13 protein-coding genes are annotated in these 14,807 nt (G+C 64.9%); 9 read left to right on the top strand and 4 right to left on the bottom strand.

What is annotated here, in order from left to right:
- Position 1: 1 nt before the first annotated feature.
- Genes ACRECS_RS00220 through ACRECS_RS00210 form a run of 3 tightly spaced genes read right to left on the bottom strand, consistent with a single transcriptional unit; the run spans position 2 to position 2,286 of the window.
- Positions 2-1,537 carry a tryptophan halogenase family protein gene (locus ACRECS_RS00220; RefSeq protein WP_431580937.1) on the bottom strand — a complete coding sequence of 512 codons (1,536 nt, stop codon included), beginning with the start codon at positions 1,535-1,537 and terminating at the stop codon, positions 2-4.
- Positions 1,538-1,555: 18 nt separating this feature from the next.
- On the bottom strand, positions 1,556-2,050 hold the full coding sequence (locus tag ACRECS_RS00215) for a PIN domain-containing protein (RefSeq protein ID WP_431580936.1): 495 nt from the start codon (positions 2,048-2,050) through the stop codon (positions 1,556-1,558).
- A complete protein-coding gene (locus ACRECS_RS00210; protein WP_431580935.1) occupies positions 2,050-2,286 on the bottom strand; it encodes a type II toxin-antitoxin system prevent-host-death family antitoxin in 237 nt (78 codons plus the stop codon). The genes ACRECS_RS00215 and ACRECS_RS00210 overlap by 1 nt, the downstream gene beginning before the upstream one ends.
- Before the next feature lie 202 nt (positions 2,287-2,488).
- On the opposite strand from ACRECS_RS00210, the gene ACRECS_RS00205 reads away from it, so the two are divergent.
- Positions 2,489-3,865 (top strand): cation:proton antiporter, encoded by a 1,377-nt coding sequence (locus tag ACRECS_RS00205; protein WP_431580934.1) that lies wholly within the window; start codon positions 2,489-2,491, stop codon positions 3,863-3,865.
- Positions 3,866-3,915: 50 nt separating this feature from the next.
- Positions 3,916-5,097, top strand: a complete 1,182-nt coding sequence (locus ACRECS_RS00200; protein ID WP_431581117.1) for an alginate export family protein — start codon at positions 3,916-3,918, stop codon at positions 5,095-5,097.
- A gap of 21 nt (positions 5,098-5,118) precedes the next feature.
- On the opposite strand, the gene ACRECS_RS00195 is transcribed toward ACRECS_RS00200, so the two are convergent.
- A complete protein-coding gene (locus ACRECS_RS00195; protein WP_431580933.1) occupies positions 5,119-7,434 on the bottom strand; it encodes a TonB-dependent receptor in 2,316 nt (771 codons plus the stop codon).
- A gap of 410 nt (positions 7,435-7,844) precedes the next feature.
- On the opposite strand from ACRECS_RS00195, the gene ACRECS_RS00190 reads away from it, so the two are divergent.
- From ACRECS_RS00190 to ACRECS_RS00160, 7 genes are read left to right on the top strand one after another with little or no spacing between them, the layout of a single operon-like run.
- Positions 7,845-8,804 (top strand): aldo/keto reductase, encoded by a 960-nt coding sequence (locus ACRECS_RS00190; RefSeq protein WP_431580932.1) that lies wholly within the window; start codon positions 7,845-7,847, stop codon positions 8,802-8,804.
- 41 nt (positions 8,805-8,845) lie between these two features.
- The gene (locus ACRECS_RS00185) at positions 8,846-9,820 is read left to right on the top strand and encodes a TauD/TfdA dioxygenase family protein (protein ID WP_431580931.1); all 975 of its coding nucleotides are present in this window, start codon (positions 8,846-8,848) and stop codon (positions 9,818-9,820) included.
- Positions 9,820-10,923, top strand: a complete 1,104-nt coding sequence (locus ACRECS_RS00180; RefSeq protein ID WP_431580930.1) for an ABC transporter substrate-binding protein — start codon at positions 9,820-9,822, stop codon at positions 10,921-10,923. The genes ACRECS_RS00185 and ACRECS_RS00180 overlap by 1 nt, the downstream gene beginning before the upstream one ends.
- Positions 10,924-10,934: 11 nt before the next feature.
- On the top strand, positions 10,935-11,804 hold the full coding sequence (locus ACRECS_RS00175) for an ABC transporter permease (RefSeq protein WP_431580929.1): 870 nt from the start codon (positions 10,935-10,937) through the stop codon (positions 11,802-11,804).
- Positions 11,801-12,556 (top strand): ABC transporter ATP-binding protein, encoded by a 756-nt coding sequence (locus tag ACRECS_RS00170; protein ID WP_431580928.1) that lies wholly within the window; start codon positions 11,801-11,803, stop codon positions 12,554-12,556. The genes ACRECS_RS00175 and ACRECS_RS00170 overlap by 4 nt, the downstream gene beginning before the upstream one ends.
- Positions 12,553-13,923, top strand: coding sequence for an LLM class flavin-dependent oxidoreductase (locus tag ACRECS_RS00165; protein ID WP_431580927.1), 1,371 nt, complete (start codon positions 12,553-12,555; stop codon positions 13,921-13,923). Before ACRECS_RS00170 ends, ACRECS_RS00165 begins: the two co-directional genes overlap by 4 nt.
- Positions 13,920-14,738 (top strand): nitroreductase family protein, encoded by an 819-nt coding sequence (locus ACRECS_RS00160; protein ID WP_431580926.1) that lies wholly within the window; start codon positions 13,920-13,922, stop codon positions 14,736-14,738. The genes ACRECS_RS00165 and ACRECS_RS00160 overlap by 4 nt, the downstream gene beginning before the upstream one ends.
- Positions 14,739-14,807 lie beyond the last annotated feature (69 nt).

Raw genomic sequence — 14,807 nt, 5'->3', positions numbered from 1 at the left:
CTCAGCCGGCGTCGTTGATCTGCCGGATCAGCTCGCGATGCGGCGGCAGTTCCTGGGTGGCGCGCTCGCCGAAGCTGCGGATCCGGGCGAAGGTGCGCGCCGCCGCCTCGACATCTGGGAAGTCGCTCCGCCCGCCTGCCAGGTCGGTATCGAACTCCATGCCGTAGAGAATATACTGATAATTGAAATAGGCGAAGGATTCGAGGTCGAGGATGAAGTCGAACCGGCCGGGCGGGCGGTGGCGCCATTGCTTGAGCAGGTCGCGCAGCCGTTCTGGGATGGTCGCTGGATCGGCATTGGCGCGCCAGAACGGCTCCGGCCGGCGGCTGAGGCAGTAATGCAGCTTTAGGAAGATGACGATATTCTCATAGCGCGCGGTCATCAGCTCGTTGAAACGCCGCGCCGGGGCCTCGGCCGGGCCGCTGTGCGGGAACAGGTCGGCGATCATCCCGATCGCGGCCTCGATCAGCACCACGCCAGTGGATTCGAGCGGTTCGAGGAATCCGGCCGACAGTCCAACCGCAACGCAGTTCTTGACCCATTGCTGGCGCCGATAGCCCGTCTCGAAGGCAATGCGGCGGGTCGCCACGGTTCCGGGTTCGACGCCGAGATAATCGTACAGGATCGCCGCTGCGCGATCGTCGTCGAGATGGTCGCTCGAATAGACACACCCGACCCCGCGTGCGCCCTCCAGCCCGATGTCCCAGGTCCAGCCCGCTTCATGCGCGGTGGCGATGGTGAAGCTTTCGATCGGTGCGTCGGGCCGGTCATAGGGAACCTTGCAGGCGATCGCCCGGTCGGTGAACAAAATGTCGCGCACCGAGACAAGGGGCTGCGTGTCCATTCGCCCGATCAGTTCGGCGCGAAAGCCGCTGCAGTCGATGAACATGTCCGCCGCCAGCGCGCCGTGATCGTCGGTCAGGATGTGGTCGATCGCCCCGCGATCGTCGAATATCACGTCCTGCAGCGTGCCCTGCAGATGCGTCACGCCAAGGCTGCGTGCCCGCTCGGCCAGGACGCGGGCAAGCGCCACGGCGTCGAAATGATAGGCGTAATTCAGCGGTCCGGTGAAATCACCCTCGTCGCGGCGCTTGGGGCCGCGTTTCGCGTCGGCAACGCGATTCTGGATCGTGATCGCTTCGGCAAAGGGCGGCCGCGACGCCGGATCCTGCAGCAGCCAATAGGGCACCAGGCTGACACCGTCTTTCTCGAACGGAGCCTCGAAGGGATGGAAGAAAAGGTGGCGCCGGTCGCCGTCGGGCGCGTGCAGCCAGTCGACGAAGCGGATGCCCTGCTTGAAGGTCGCCGAGGTGCCGCGCACGAACGCCGCTTCATCGATGCCGAGATAGTGCAGGGTGGTGCGAATGGTCGGGAAGGAGCCTTCGCCGACTCCGATAATCCCGATCTGCGGCGATTCGAGCAGGACGATCTCGAGCTTTTGCTGATTGGCCAGGCCGAATGCCTTGGCGAGATAGGCCGCGGTCAGCCAGCCGGCCGTGCCGCCGCCGACGATCAGGATGCGCCGTTTCTCGTTCATGCCCGGGCTATTCCATGCTCAGCCACGAACGAACAGGCTCTTGAGCCAGACCGGGCCGCCGCGCGCGGCCTGGCGCCAGTCATGATCGTCACTGTCGTCGGGGGTATAGCCCCAGGGGTTGAACAGCTTGATCCGGCCGGTCTTGAATGCCGCCGGGCGCCGCGTCACCAGTGTCAGCCCATGCACCAGCGCCGTCGCGGCGAACAGGCCGTCGCGCATATCGGTGTAGCCAAGCTGCGCGCGCCGCGACGCCACCACGGCGTCGAGCGGCAGCACGCGCCCCTTGAACGCGCCGAGCAGCTGGCGCTCCGCCCAGTCGCGCAATGCGGCGGCTCCCGCCTTGTCCCGCCGGGTCAGCGTCGCTGCGGCGGTCTCGATCTCGATCGGAGTCAGTATCGACAGGAACAGGCTGGTCTGTGCGACACCGGCAACCCAGGCGGAGAAGCCGGGATCGGTCCCGCCACTGCGAATCTTGTGCAGCTCGAACGCCAGATCGGTGTCGAGCAGGTACATCAGCCGCGATCTCCGCCGCCGAACCGGGCCGCGGCGAAATCGGGATCGGGCAGGCCGGATGCAGCGAGCATGTCGGCCATCCCCTCGGTCTGGCCCGACAAGGTACGGAATGCGTCGATGCTGATCAGCACATGGGTTGGCCGGCCGCGATCGGTCACGAACACCGGTTCGAGTCGCGCGGCGCGCTTGGCGCTGCTCACATCCTGATTGAACTCGCGGCTGGTGAAGCGTTTCACAAGTCTCGCTCTCGGGTTCGAATGGCCGAATTGATGTAGGTACGTACCTACGCTGTGACGAGCCCGCAACAGATTATGCCGGATCGGTCGGAAAATCGTGAGAACGTTCCCATTTTGCGCGATTTTGCATTGCGCAGCAACACCCACCTGGTTTCTCCTTCTGTACGAGCCGCAAAAGATGCGGTCGTACGGGGGATGACAGATGGCTCAGGGGCTGATCGACAGCACGCTAACGACGTTGGGCGACGTGCTGTCGCCGCACGGACCCGCCGTCCAGGCGGCGGCGAAGAGCTTCGCGCCGGGCGATTTCAGCGTGCATTTTTTCCTCCAGCTCGCCGTCATCCTGCTCACCTGCCGCGTGGTCGGCTGGCTCGGGCAGAAGCTGCTTGGCCAGCCCCAGGTGGTCGGCGAGATGATCGCGGGCGTGGTGCTTGGCCCGTCGCTGCTCGGCCTGCTCTTTCCCGGGCTGCAGGGCACGCTGTTTCCCAAGGAGACCAAGAGCGTCCTCTATGCCGGTGCGCAGCTCGGCGTCGGACTTTACATGTTCCTGGTCGGCACGACGCTGAAGGTCGACCATTTCCGTTCCAAAGCGAAGAGCGCGTTCGGCGTGTCGCTGGCCGGCATCATCGCGCCGTTCATCATCGCCGTAATCATCACCCCCTGGCTGCTTGGCGTGCCCGGGCTGTTCGCGACAGGCATTTCGCAGCTCAACGCGACGCTCTTCATGGGCGCGTGCATTGCACTGACGGCCTTTCCGATGCTGGCGCGGATCATCAACGAACGTGGGCTGGCTGATTCTTCGCTCGGCACGCTGTCGCTGACCGCCGGGGCGTTCGACGATGCCTGTTCCTGGTGCGTGCTGGCGATCGTGCTCGCCACGTTCGGCGGCGGTCCGGGCGTCGCACTGCTCGCGATCGGTGGCGGCCTGCTCTATGTGACCTTCATCATCCTGTTCGGCAAAAGGCTGCTCGCACCACTTGGCCGCAAGGTCGAGCGCGAGGGTGAGATGAGCCTGACCGTGCTGGCGATCACGCTCGCGCTGTTCTGCCTGTCTGCCTTCTTGATGGACGCGATCGGCATCCATGCCATCTTCGGCGGTTTCATCCTCGGCACCGTGATGCCGCGAGGCCTGTTCGTGACCGAGCTCAAGCGCAAGGTGGAGCCGCTGGCCGTGGTCCTGCTGCTGCCAATGTTTTTCACTTTCTCCGGCCTCAACACGCGTATGGACATGGTCAATTCGCCGACCCTGCTGCTCGTTGCGCTTGGCATTCTTGCCGCGTCGATCCTGGCCAAGGGTGGCGCCTGCTATCTCGCGGCGCGCCTGTCCGGCGAGGACAACCGCACCTCGCTCGGTATCGGTGCCCTAATGAACTCGCGCGGGCTGATGGAGCTGATCATCATCAATATCGGTCTGCAGAAAGGCATTATCGGACCGGCGCTGTTCTCGATGCTGGTGCTGATGGCGATCGTGACGACGATGATGGCCGGGCCGCTGTTCGAGCTCGTCTATGGTAAAAAGGCCCGCGCTTCGGGTGAACTGGGCGCGATCGATGCTCGGCTTGCCGCCGACCCCGCCTGAGCCGGAGGCGTCGGGTGAACAGAAAGGTGGCGCGGGCGATCGGGCTCGCGATGCTGGCTGCGTGGAGCCAGACGGCTCACGCGCAGCAGGTCGAACTCAAGCCTTTAGTCGATGCGCGGCTACGCTATGAGCGGGTCGACCAGGACGGTCTGGCGGATGCCGCGGATGCGCTCACCCTGCGCATCCGCAATGGGGTGCAGGCGAGCAGGGGACCATGGTCGGTGCTGGTCGAAAGCGAGGCGACGCTTGCGATCACCGAGCAGTATAATAGCGGGACCAATGGCAAGGTTGCCTATCCGCTGGTGGTCGATCCGCAGAATATCGAACTCAACCGAGCGCAACTGCGCTACGCAGCGCATGGCATTACGGCCACGGCCGGCCGCCAGCTGATCGAACTGGGCGACCAGCGCTTTGTCGGGTCGTCCAACTTTCGCCAGAACCAGCAGACCTATGATGCGGCGCGACTGCAATGGGGCGGGCTGAAGGGGCCGTTTGCCGATATCAGCTATGCCTGGTCGGACCGCACCGTGAACGGCATCGACGGCACCGGCGCGCGTCAGCCGGCGGTCAGCGGTAACAATGTCTTCGCGCTGCTCGGCTATGCCGGAAAGATCGGCACGCTGACCGGTTTTGCCTATCTGGTCGATCAGGACGAGGTGGTGGTGCAGGGCTTTCGCCTGTCGAGCCAGACCTATGGCCTGCGTCTTGCGGGTAGCGTGCCGCTCAGCCCGTCGGTCAGGCTCGGCTATGTCGCCAGCTGGGCGCGGCAAAGCGATTATCACCGCAACCCCAACAATTATGCCGCCGATTACTGGTTCGGCGAAGCGAGTGTGACAGTGAACAGCCTGATCGTCACTGGCGGCTATGAAATACTCGGCGCCGATCGCGGCGTCGCGCTGACCAGCGTACAGACGCCTTTGTCCAGCCTGTTCAAGTTCCAGGGCTGGGCCGACAAGTTCACCACAACCCCGCCGAACGGCATTCGCGACCTGTACGCCGCCGCCGGTTACAGCTGGCGCGAAACCGGCCCGCTCGATATGATCGCACTGTCGGCGGCTTATCATCGCTTCGACAGCGACCGGCTCGGCCAACACTATGGCGACGAATGGGATCTGCTCGCCAGTGTGAAGCGCGACCACGCCACGCTGTCGGCGCGCTATGCCCGCTACCGCGCTGACAGCGTCGCGACTGACACCGACAAATTCTGGCTGGAGCTCGACTGGACTCTGTAGGTGTGCGGCAGAGCGGCGGGCCTAGAAACTGGCCCGCAATGTCGCGCCGATGGTGCGCGGCGTGCCCAATTGCCCGGCATAGGCGAAGGGCGACGTACCGACGATCGCCGTGGTCGACAGGTTCTGGAAATATTTCTTGTCGAACGCATTGCTGATCCAGGCCGACAGGTCGTAACGGCCCTTGGCGAATGCGGTGCCGATGCGGAAATTGGCCAGCGCATAGCCGTCGATCCGGCTGTACGGGCCGGCATCGGCGGTACCAAACGTGCTGGAGCGATAGCTGATCTGCGCCAGGGCATAGGGGCGCAGGCCGTTGGCCAGCTCTACATGATAATCGATCGTCGCATTGCCGACCCATTTGGGTGCCTGGAACAATGGCTTACCGGTCAAGTCGCACACACCGGTAATGCCGACCGGGCAAGGCGCATTGGCATAGCTTTTATAGATTGCGCGGTTGTACGACCCGTTGGCGCTGAGCGTCAGATTGTCGGTGGCGAGCAGCGATGCGTCGACCTCCACCCCGCGCGAGCGCACATCGCCGACATTGGCGAGATAGGAACGATTGCCGTTGGTCGGGACGATATTGGCCTGCAGCCCCGACAGGTCAGTCGAAAAGGCGCTGAGGTTGAGCGTCAGTCGCCGGTCGAACAACTGGCTCTTCAACCCGAGCTCCCAGTTCCTGACCTTTTCTGGCGCCAGCACCAGCGGCGTGCCCGCCGAGACCGCGGCGTTCAGGTTGAGGCCCGATCCCTTGTAGCCGGTGGAATAGGAAGCATAGGCGAGGACGTCGGTGGCCAGCTTGTACGAGATGCTGGCGAGGTAGGAGACATTATCGTCAGTGACCGACACATCATAGTGGAACGGGATCGAGGTCGGGACATAGGGCGTACCGACAGTCGACGTGTCCGATGTGCCGGATCGCTTGTCGTGCGTGTAGCGGATGCCGCCGGTCAGTGTGAGGCGGTCGGTCACCGCGAAATTGGCCTGTGCGAATGCGGCGACGCTGTCGACCGTGGTGTCGACATCGTCGAGATACTGCGACCCCGGCGCGATCGTGACTGCAGGCGCGGCGGGATTGGCGAGACGCGCATAGGTCGTATAGAAATTGCTCGCATCGGTGCCGAACTGGTTGAGGATGAAATGATCCTTCAGCCGCTGGTGGAACAGATAGGCGCCGACCTGCCAGGTGAAACGGCCGGGTCGTGACGCCAGCCGGACTTCTTGCGAATATTGGTCGTCCTTGGTCTGCGCGACATTGACCTGGATCACGTCGAGCGGCGTGCCGTCGCTGTCCTGCAACGGGCTGAAATGCCAGTAGCGCCAGGCCGAGATCGAGGTGAGGCTGGCAAAACCGAGATCCCAGTCGGCCTGGAACGACACGCCCTTTTGGTCAGTCTTCATGTTCTGCGGCGAATTGTTGCGCGTGAAATCGAGGCTGCGCGCAGGCGTGTAGCCCAGTGCGGCAAGCGCCTGCAGCGTGCGGCCGGTGGTCGCGCTGAGGCTGGCGGGCAGCACCAGCTTGGTTGCGCTGACGCAGCAGCTGTCGTCCTCCATCGAATAATCGGCGATCAGGCGCAGCGTCAGGTTGCTCGCCGGGGTTGCCAGTAACTGGATACGCCCGCCGGCCCGTCCCACGCTATTGGCGTCGAGCCCGGTCTTGATATTGTCCAGCACGCCGTTCCGGTGCGTGTTGAATCCGGTCACGCGAAAGGCAAGCAACCCGTCGATCAGCGGCCCGGTCACGCTGACGCGTTCCTGATTATAGCCATAATTACCCGCCGACAATTCGGCGGTGCTCCCAAAGCTGAATTCGGGCTTGCGCGTGGTGATGTTGAGCACACCGGCCGAATTGTTGCGCCCGAACAGGGTGCCCTGCGGCCCGCGCAGCACCTCGACCCGGTCGACATCGATCAGGTCGGACAGTGCCATGCCCGGGCGGCCGAGATAGACATTGTCGATATACACGCCGACCGAGGTATCGAGGCCGTCTGAGGCGGAGGAGACGCCGATGCCGCGAATGCCGATCGAGCTGTTGCGCGGGTTGGAATTATAGGCGGTCAGGCTCGGCGTCTGGAACTGCACATCGGTCAGCGTATAGCCGCCGGTGCGCTCCAGCGATGCGCCGGTCAGTACCGAGAGTGCGATCGGTACGTCTTGCGCGCGTTCCGACTGGCGGCGTGCGGTGACGATGATCTCGCCGCCTTCTGCGCCTTCTGCGGCGTCGGTTTCGGCTACTGCCGGCACCGGATCTGTATTGCTGGCAAGGGCCGGCGCGGCGAACATCGCCATGCCGGCAGCACAGGACAGGAGCAGCGCGCGGCGATGAGAGATGTGCATGATGATACCTCGACTTCGAATGATCCGCTCCGATGGGGTGGCTGACATCCGCTCGTGGCGGCGGCCCGGTCAGCGCCGGACTGGTGCCGTTCTAATTCCTATCTAGTCAATCGGAATTAAGCCGGTTTTCCTCTTGGCAGAGTGATAGATTTTCTCCGGTCACATCCATTATGGCGGTATATTTCCGTTCGTCTGCTCCACCGATGATACAGATATTAAATGCAATTTCCGGGCCATGCGCGATAAGTGTCGGTCCGAACGACGATATGGTTTGGCTTGATCTTTAATTCCCATAAGATCAGTATGGATTCTGTCGGCCGGAAAAGATTTTCTACGTTCGCCGATCAGCCCGACGCGCGCACCCTGAGGGTTCGGAACGGCGGCGGGTCGCCGCAGCGATGGAGTAGGGCATGCCGGAAATCGGAAAGATCAGCGTCAGCCGACAGGGTTTTGGCGCGATGGGGTTATCGCACAGCTATGGGCAGGCCGACGACGCCGCGTCGATTCGCACGATCCACCGCGCGATCGATCTCGGCGTCACTTTTTTCGATACGGCGACCGGTTACGGCAATGGCCATAATGAGGAACTGCTTGGCCAGGCGATCGCGGCGCGGCGCGATGAGCTCATCCTCGCCAGCAAATTCGTCCATCGCCCCAATGGCGGCGGCGCAGCGGTCGAACCGGTGCGGCCGCGCGACGCCGTCGAGGCGAGCCTCAAGCGGCTCGGTGTCGAGCGCATCGATCTTTATTATCTCCACCGCGTCGATCCCGACATCGCAATCGAAGAATCGATCGGTGAGCTCGGCCGGCTGGTCGATGAAGGCAAGATCGGCGGTGTCGGCGTGTCCGAGGCAAGCGCGGACGGCATTCGCCGCGGCCACGCCACCTATCCGCTGACCGCGCTGCAGAGCGAATATTCGCTCTGGACGCGTGACGTGGAGGTCGAGATCCTGCCGACCGTGCGCGAACTGGGCATTGGCTTCGTCGCCTATAGCCCGCTCGGCCGGGGCTTCCTTGCCGGCGCCGAGGTGACTGATCCCGACGATCGCCGCCGCCTGCATCCGCGCTTTCAGCCCGAGGCGGTCGCTGCCAACAGCCGCCGCCGCGATGTGATCGACCGCGTTGCGGCGCAGATCGGTGCCAGTGCCGCGCAGGTGAGCCTCGCCTGGGTGCTGTCGCGCGATGTCGTGCCGATCCCGGGCACGCGCCACATCGCGCATCTCGAAGCGAATTGGGCGGCCAACGATCTGGTGCTCGACGCCGATGCGCTCGCCGCGCTCGAGGCCGCCTTCCCGCGCGGCGCCACCACCGGCGCGCGCTACCCGGCCGAGAGCCTCAGGCTGGTGCCACCTGAACCCGTTCCCGCCTGACCTACCGCTTTTCGACCTGTCGTCTCTGGAAAGGAACCGCCATGAACATCGCCACCGCCATCCGCCCCGATCCCGCTGATCGCTTCAGCTACAGCCGCATCACCGTCGATCCGGTCACCCCGGTGATCGGCGCGGAAATTTCCGGCGTCGACCTGCGCCAGCCGATCGACCCCGAAACCGCCGCCGACATCCAAAAGGCGCTGCACGACTGGCGCGTGGTGTTCTTCCGCGACCAGCAGATCGACAATGATCAGCTCAAGGCGTTCGGCCGCGCCTTCGGGCCGCTCACCCCGGCGCACCCGATCGCCGAGGGGCTGGAGGATCATCCCGAGATCTGGGAGCGCAGCGTCGAGGAATATCGCCAGCGCCGCACCCGCAACGACACCGCCCCGCCGGGCCGCGAGCCGCCGCGCGATTACAAGGGCTGGCATATCGACATCACCTTCGTCGCCAATCCCAACCGCTATTCGATCCTGCACGGCGTGGAGATTCCACCCTATGGCGGCGACACATTATTCGCCAATCTGATTGCTGCCTATGAAGGGCTCTCCGCCCCGATCCGCTCGCTGATCGATGGGCTGCAGGCGGTCCACCGCACCAGCGGCTATGATTCCGCCGGCAGCAAGCCGCGCCGCGACGGCCGCTCGACCGGCCCGTTCGTGTCGCTCCATCCGCTGGTGCGCATCCATCCCGAAACCGGCGAGAAACTGTTGTTCCTCAACCCCGGCACGATCAGCCATATCGTCGGATTGAAGGAGCCGGAGAGCAAGGCGCTGCTCGACCTGCTATTCTACGAAGCGACCCGGCCGGAATATCAGGTCCGATTCCACTGGCGGCCCAAATCGCTGGTCGTGTGGGACAATCAGGCGGTCGCTCATGCCGGGCCGATAGATTATTCGAACTTCGACCTGCCGCGCGCGGTGCGGCGCATCACCGTTGCCGGTGAGCTACCGCGCGGTGCCGATGGCTTTGTCTCGCAGCCGCTGGAAGGCGAGCTGTTCAACGTGCTCGGCTGATGCCGCGCGCGACGACGACGAACCGGCCCTGGGGCTTTCTCGGCCTGGCCGCGTTCGTCGTGGTCAGTATCGGCCTGCTCTTCGCCTTCGCCCCCAACCGCCAGCCGCCGCGCGACAGCAGTGGCGACCTGGCGGAGACGGCGCCGCTGCCCGACGCCGTGCCCAAAGGGACCGTGCTGGTGGTCGGCGATCCGGTCACTGAGTGGGTGTTCGAGCATCTCGGCTGGGACAAGAAGCTGCCTTTCACGGTGAAATGGGCGCAGATCACCGGCGGGCCCGATGTGACCGAGGCGTTCCATGCAAGAGCGCTCGATGTCGGGCTCGGCGCGAATGTGCCGCCGATCCACGCTACCTGGGTTGGCTTGCCGGTGCGGATCATCGCCTTTCGCCAGCGGCTCGATCCGCTCAAGCACCCCGCCTTCGTGCTCGCCATTGCGCCCAAGGCGGGGATCCGGACGCTCGCCGATCTGCGCGGTAAGCGCATCGCGTTCAGCCCGAGCCAGGTGCAGAGCCAGGTCGTGCTGCAGACGCTGAAAGCGCTCGGCCTGACCAAAGGTGACGTGACGCTGGTCGAGCTGCCGTCAAGCATCGGCGGCGATGTCTATACCAGCGCGCTCGCCAGCAATCTCGTCGATGTCGCGCCGATCGGCAGCGGCATCGTCGCCGAACGCTATTTGCGCAAGTTCGCGAAGGATGGCGCGAAGATCATCCCCCATCCCCAATTTCGCGACGATGCGGTGCTCGCCTATGTTCCTGCGGAGGTCGTACATGATCCGGCCAAGGCGGCGGCACTCCGGCAGTTCGTGCATTGGTGGGGCCGCGCCCAGGCCTGGCAGCAGACTCACCGCGATGAACTCGCGCGCGGCTATTATGTCGCGCATCAGGGCCTGCCGCTCGCCGATGCGAAGCTGATCCTCGCCGCGGCCGGCGATATCGAGGTGGCGCGCGGCTGGGATCAGCCGATCGCCTATCAACAGGCTGCAATCGACCTGCTCGCTCCGGAAATGGACAAGCCGCGCATCGACGCCGCCACCTTGTTCGATCGCCGCTTCGAGGAAATCGCCGCCAACGGTTTCGCCGCCGGCCTGGCCGCCGACCATTGAAAGGAGCTGTCATGAACGCGCCCTTCCCCAATATCGCAACGCTTCCGGCCATCACGGAAGTGATATTTCCCCGGGGTGTGATCGAAGCGCCCGTCCAGCGCCGCAACCGCCGGCTCGGGCTCGACACGCCGCTGGCTTGGGGCTGGGTGCTCGGGCCGGTGCTGCTGCTGATCTATTGGTCGGTCTTCTCGCTCACCGGCTTTCTCGACACGCGGACTCTGCCCGCGCCCTGGACTGCGGTCACCGCCGGGATCGAGCTGGTCCGCGATGGGCGGCTGCAGGAAAATCTCGCCGTATCGGCGTGGCGCGCGGGGCAGGGGCTGGCGTTCGGCACGCTTGCCGGCGTGCTCCTCGCATTGATCTCGGGGCTGAGCCTGCTCGGCGGTTATGTGATCGACGGGCTGGTACAGCTCAAACGCGGCATCCCGGTACTTGCGCTGATCCCGTTCATGATCCTGTGGTTCGGCGTCGGCGAAGCGATGAAGGTCACGGTCATCGCCGTCACGGTATTTGCGCCAATCTATATCCACACTCACAGCGCGCTCCGCGCGATCGACCTTAAGCAGGTCGAGCTGGCCGAGACATTGGGGCTCGGCCGCGTCGCCTTTATCCGCCATGTCGTGCTGCCCGGCGCACTGCCCGGCATGCTGCTCGGCCTGCGTTTCGGCGTGACCGCGGCCTGGCTCGCGCTGGTGGTGGTCGAGCAGCTCAATGCGACCAGCGGCATCGGTTATATGATCACGCTGGCCCGCAACTATGCCCAGACCGATGTGATGCTGGTGGGGCTGGTGGTCTATGCGCTGCTTGGGCTCGGCTCCGATGCGGTGGTGCGGGTGATCCAGCGCCGCGCTCTGGTGTGGCGCCGGACGCTTGGCGCATGAGCGTCGTCCGCATCCGCGGCTTGGTCCGCCGCTTCACCAAAAAGGGCGTGCTCGACGGCATCGACCTGGATATCGGCGCGGGCGAATTCGTCGCGCTGCTTGGCCGCAGCGGTTCGGGCAAGAGCACCTTGTTGCGCGCGCTCGCCGGTCTCGATCATGAAGCCGAAGGGTCGGGCGAGCTGGTCGTGCCCGATCGGCTGTCGGTGATCTTCCAGGACGCGCGGCTGTTGCCATGGAAGCGCGTGCTCGACAATGTCGTGCTCGGGCTCGACGGCGCCAATGCGCGGCAGCGCGGGCTCGAGGCACTGGCCGAGGTTGAACTCGACGGGCGCGAACGCTCCTGGCCTTATGAATTGTCGGGCGGGGAGCAGCAGCGCGTCGCGCTCGCCCGCTCGCTGGTGCGCCGCCCCGAACTGCTGCTCGCCGACGAGCCGTTCGGTGCGCTCGACGCGCTCACCCGCATTCGCATGCATGTCCTGCTGCGCCGCCTGTCCGCGGCGCACAACCCCGCCGTGCTGCTCGTCACTCATGATGTGGATGAGGCGATCGAGCTCGCCGACCGGGTGGTGGTGCTCGACCAGGGCCGCATCGTCGCCGACATCCGGGTGGCGTTGCCGCCTGCCGGCCCCGCCCGCCGCGAGCGCTTCGCCGCGCTCCAGCACGAGCTGCTCGGCTTGCTCGGTGTCGAGACCGAGTCCGGCGCGTCCCCCTACGCCGCTTCCCCCTCCGACAGAGCAAGGATCACCGCATGAGCCACACCAACCGCAAACTGCGCCTGGGTGCCTTTCTTCAGGCGACCGGCCATCATGTCTCGGCCTGGCTGCATCCAGCGACCCAGGCCGATGCCGGCCATAATCTCGACCATTATAAATTGCTCGCCCAGACTGCCGAGCGCGGCAAGTTCGACCTGGTGTTCGTCGCCGACAGTCCCGGCGGCTATGCCGATTTCACCGATGAATCGGCCTTTCGCCAGAACGCCAAGGCGGCGCATTTCGAGCCGATCACCTTATGGTCGGCATTGTCGCAGGTGACCGAGCGGGTCGGCTTCGTCGCGACCTCGACCACAACCTATGAGGACCCGTACACCACGGCGCGCAAATTCGCCTCGCTCGACTGGATTTCGGGCGGGCGCGCGGCGTGGAACGTCGTCACCACTGGCGCCGATGTGTCGGCGAATTTCAGCCAGTCCGCGCATCTCGAACATTCGCGCCGCTATGAACGCGCCGAGGAATATATCGATGTCGTGAAGGGACTGTGGGACAGTTACGAGGACGACGCCTTCGTGCGCGACCGCGCGGCGGGTGTGTTCCTCGACACCGATAAATTCCATGTCCTCGGCCATCAGGGCACGCATTTCCAGGTGCGCGGCCCGCTCAACATCGCCCGCCCGCCGCAAGGCTATCCGGTGATCGTGCAGGCCGGCGCGTCGGAGCCGGGCCGCGAACTTGCCGCACGCACCGCGGAAGTGGTCTTCACCGCCAATCTGATCCTCGCCGATGCACAGGATTTCTACCGCGACCTGAAGGCGCGCCTGCCGCGTTATGGCCGCCGCGCGGAGGATCTGCTGGTCATGCCGGGAATCTTTCCGGTGCTTGGCGGGACCGAAGCGGAAGCCGAGGCCAATTACGAGGAACTCCAGTCGCTGGTCCATCCGGCGGTCGCGTGGGGCATCCTGCGGCGGCACTATCAGGGCTTCGACCTGTCGGGTTATTCGCTCGACGACATCGCACCGCCCTTGCCCAGCGACACCAATGGCAACAAGAGCCGGCTCAAGCTCGTCTCCGACCTGGTCGAGCGCGAGCGGCCGACCTTGCGCCAGCTCTACCGCCAGGTCTCGACCGCGCGCGGACATCTCACCAGTGTCGGCACGCCCGAACAGATCGCCGATGTGATCCAGTCCTGGTTCGAGGGTGAGGCGGCCGACGGGTTCAACATCATGCCGCCGATCCTCCCGACCGGGCTGACCGATTTCGTCGATCAGGTCGTGCCGATCCTGCAGCGTCGCGGCCTGTTCCGCGAGGACTATGAAGGCCTCACCCTGCGCGAGAATCTCGGACTGAGGCGGCCGGCGAATGGCCTGACCGATCGTGCCGCAACGCCCAGGCTGGAACAGGCATGAGCACGGCGCATGCCCTTCGCGCGCGCTATCGTCATGACGATGCGCCGGTGCAGGTGACGGACAACGCGATCCTGCACACCCTGTTCGATCACCGCTCGGTCCGCGCCTATCTGCCCGATGCGCTTGATCCGGGCACGATCGAGACATTGGTCGCCGCCGCTCAATCGGCCGCCTCCTCGTCCAACCTCCAGGTATGGAGCGTGGTCGCGGTGCAGGAGCCCGCGCGCAAGGCACGGCTCGCCGCGCTCGCCGGCAATCAGAAGCATATCGTCGAGGCGCCGTTGCTGCTGGTCTGGCTGATCGATTTCGACCGGCTGACCCGGATCGGTGAGGCTTTGGGCACGCGGCCGGAAGCACTCGACTATACCGAAAGCTTCATTCTCGGTGCAGTCGATGCGTCGATCGCCGCGCAGAATGCAGTGGTTGCGCTTGAATCGCTTGGCCTGGGCTCGGTCTATATCGGCGGGATCCGCAACAAGCCGGCCGAGGTCGCGACCGAGCTCGACCTGCCGCCGCGCGTCTTCCCGCTATTCGGGCTGGTCGTCGGCAGACCCGATCCGGCGCGCCCGGCATCGGTCAAGCCGCGCCTGCCTCAGAAATCGGTGCTGTTTCATGAGCAATATGCCTGGACCGATGCGCAGGTCGAGGCCGCACGGCATTATGACGCGCGGCTGCGTAGCTTCCAGCGCGAACAGGGCCTGAGCGAACGCGACTGGAGCGACCAGGCCAGCGAACGCACGCGCGGACCCCGGTCGATGGCCGGCCGGCATGTGCTGCGCGACGTGCTGGGCGAGCTCGGGTTTCAGCTTCGCTAGGGCTACGTCACCCCGGACTTGTTCCGGGGTCCACCGTGCCGCACGAGCCGCACATGCAATTTTTGCGAC

Origin of the sequence: Sphingomonas sp. (assembly GCF_050725575.1) — a bacterium.
Taxonomy (GTDB): Bacteria; Pseudomonadota; Alphaproteobacteria; order Sphingomonadales; family Sphingomonadaceae; genus Sphingomonas.
This window is presented reverse-complemented; position numbering and strand designations above follow the sequence as displayed.

Coding starts and splice junctions, on each gene's coding strand:
- ACRECS_RS00220 (WP_431580937.1), bottom strand. CDS start 1,537: ATGAACGAGAAACGGCGCATCCTGATCGTCGGCGGCGGCACGGCCGGC.
- ACRECS_RS00215 (WP_431580936.1), bottom strand. CDS start 2,050: ATGTACCTGCTCGACACCGATCTGGCGTTCGAGCTGCACAAGATTCGC.
- ACRECS_RS00205 (WP_431580934.1), top strand. CDS start 2,489: ATGGCTCAGGGGCTGATCGACAGCACGCTAACGACGTTGGGCGACGTG.
- ACRECS_RS00200 (WP_431581117.1), top strand. CDS start 3,916: ATGCTGGCTGCGTGGAGCCAGACGGCTCACGCGCAGCAGGTCGAACTC.
- ACRECS_RS00195 (WP_431580933.1), bottom strand. CDS start 7,434: ATGCACATCTCTCATCGCCGCGCGCTGCTCCTGTCCTGTGCTGCCGGC.
- ACRECS_RS00190 (WP_431580932.1), top strand. CDS start 7,845: ATGCCGGAAATCGGAAAGATCAGCGTCAGCCGACAGGGTTTTGGCGCG.
- ACRECS_RS00185 (WP_431580931.1), top strand. CDS start 8,846: ATGAACATCGCCACCGCCATCCGCCCCGATCCCGCTGATCGCTTCAGC.
- ACRECS_RS00180 (WP_431580930.1), top strand. CDS start 9,820: ATGCCGCGCGCGACGACGACGAACCGGCCCTGGGGCTTTCTCGGCCTG.
- ACRECS_RS00175 (WP_431580929.1), top strand. CDS start 10,935: ATGAACGCGCCCTTCCCCAATATCGCAACGCTTCCGGCCATCACGGAA.
- ACRECS_RS00170 (WP_431580928.1), top strand. CDS start 11,801: ATGAGCGTCGTCCGCATCCGCGGCTTGGTCCGCCGCTTCACCAAAAAG.
- ACRECS_RS00165 (WP_431580927.1), top strand. CDS start 12,553: ATGAGCCACACCAACCGCAAACTGCGCCTGGGTGCCTTTCTTCAGGCG.
- ACRECS_RS00160 (WP_431580926.1), top strand. CDS start 13,920: ATGAGCACGGCGCATGCCCTTCGCGCGCGCTATCGTCATGACGATGCG.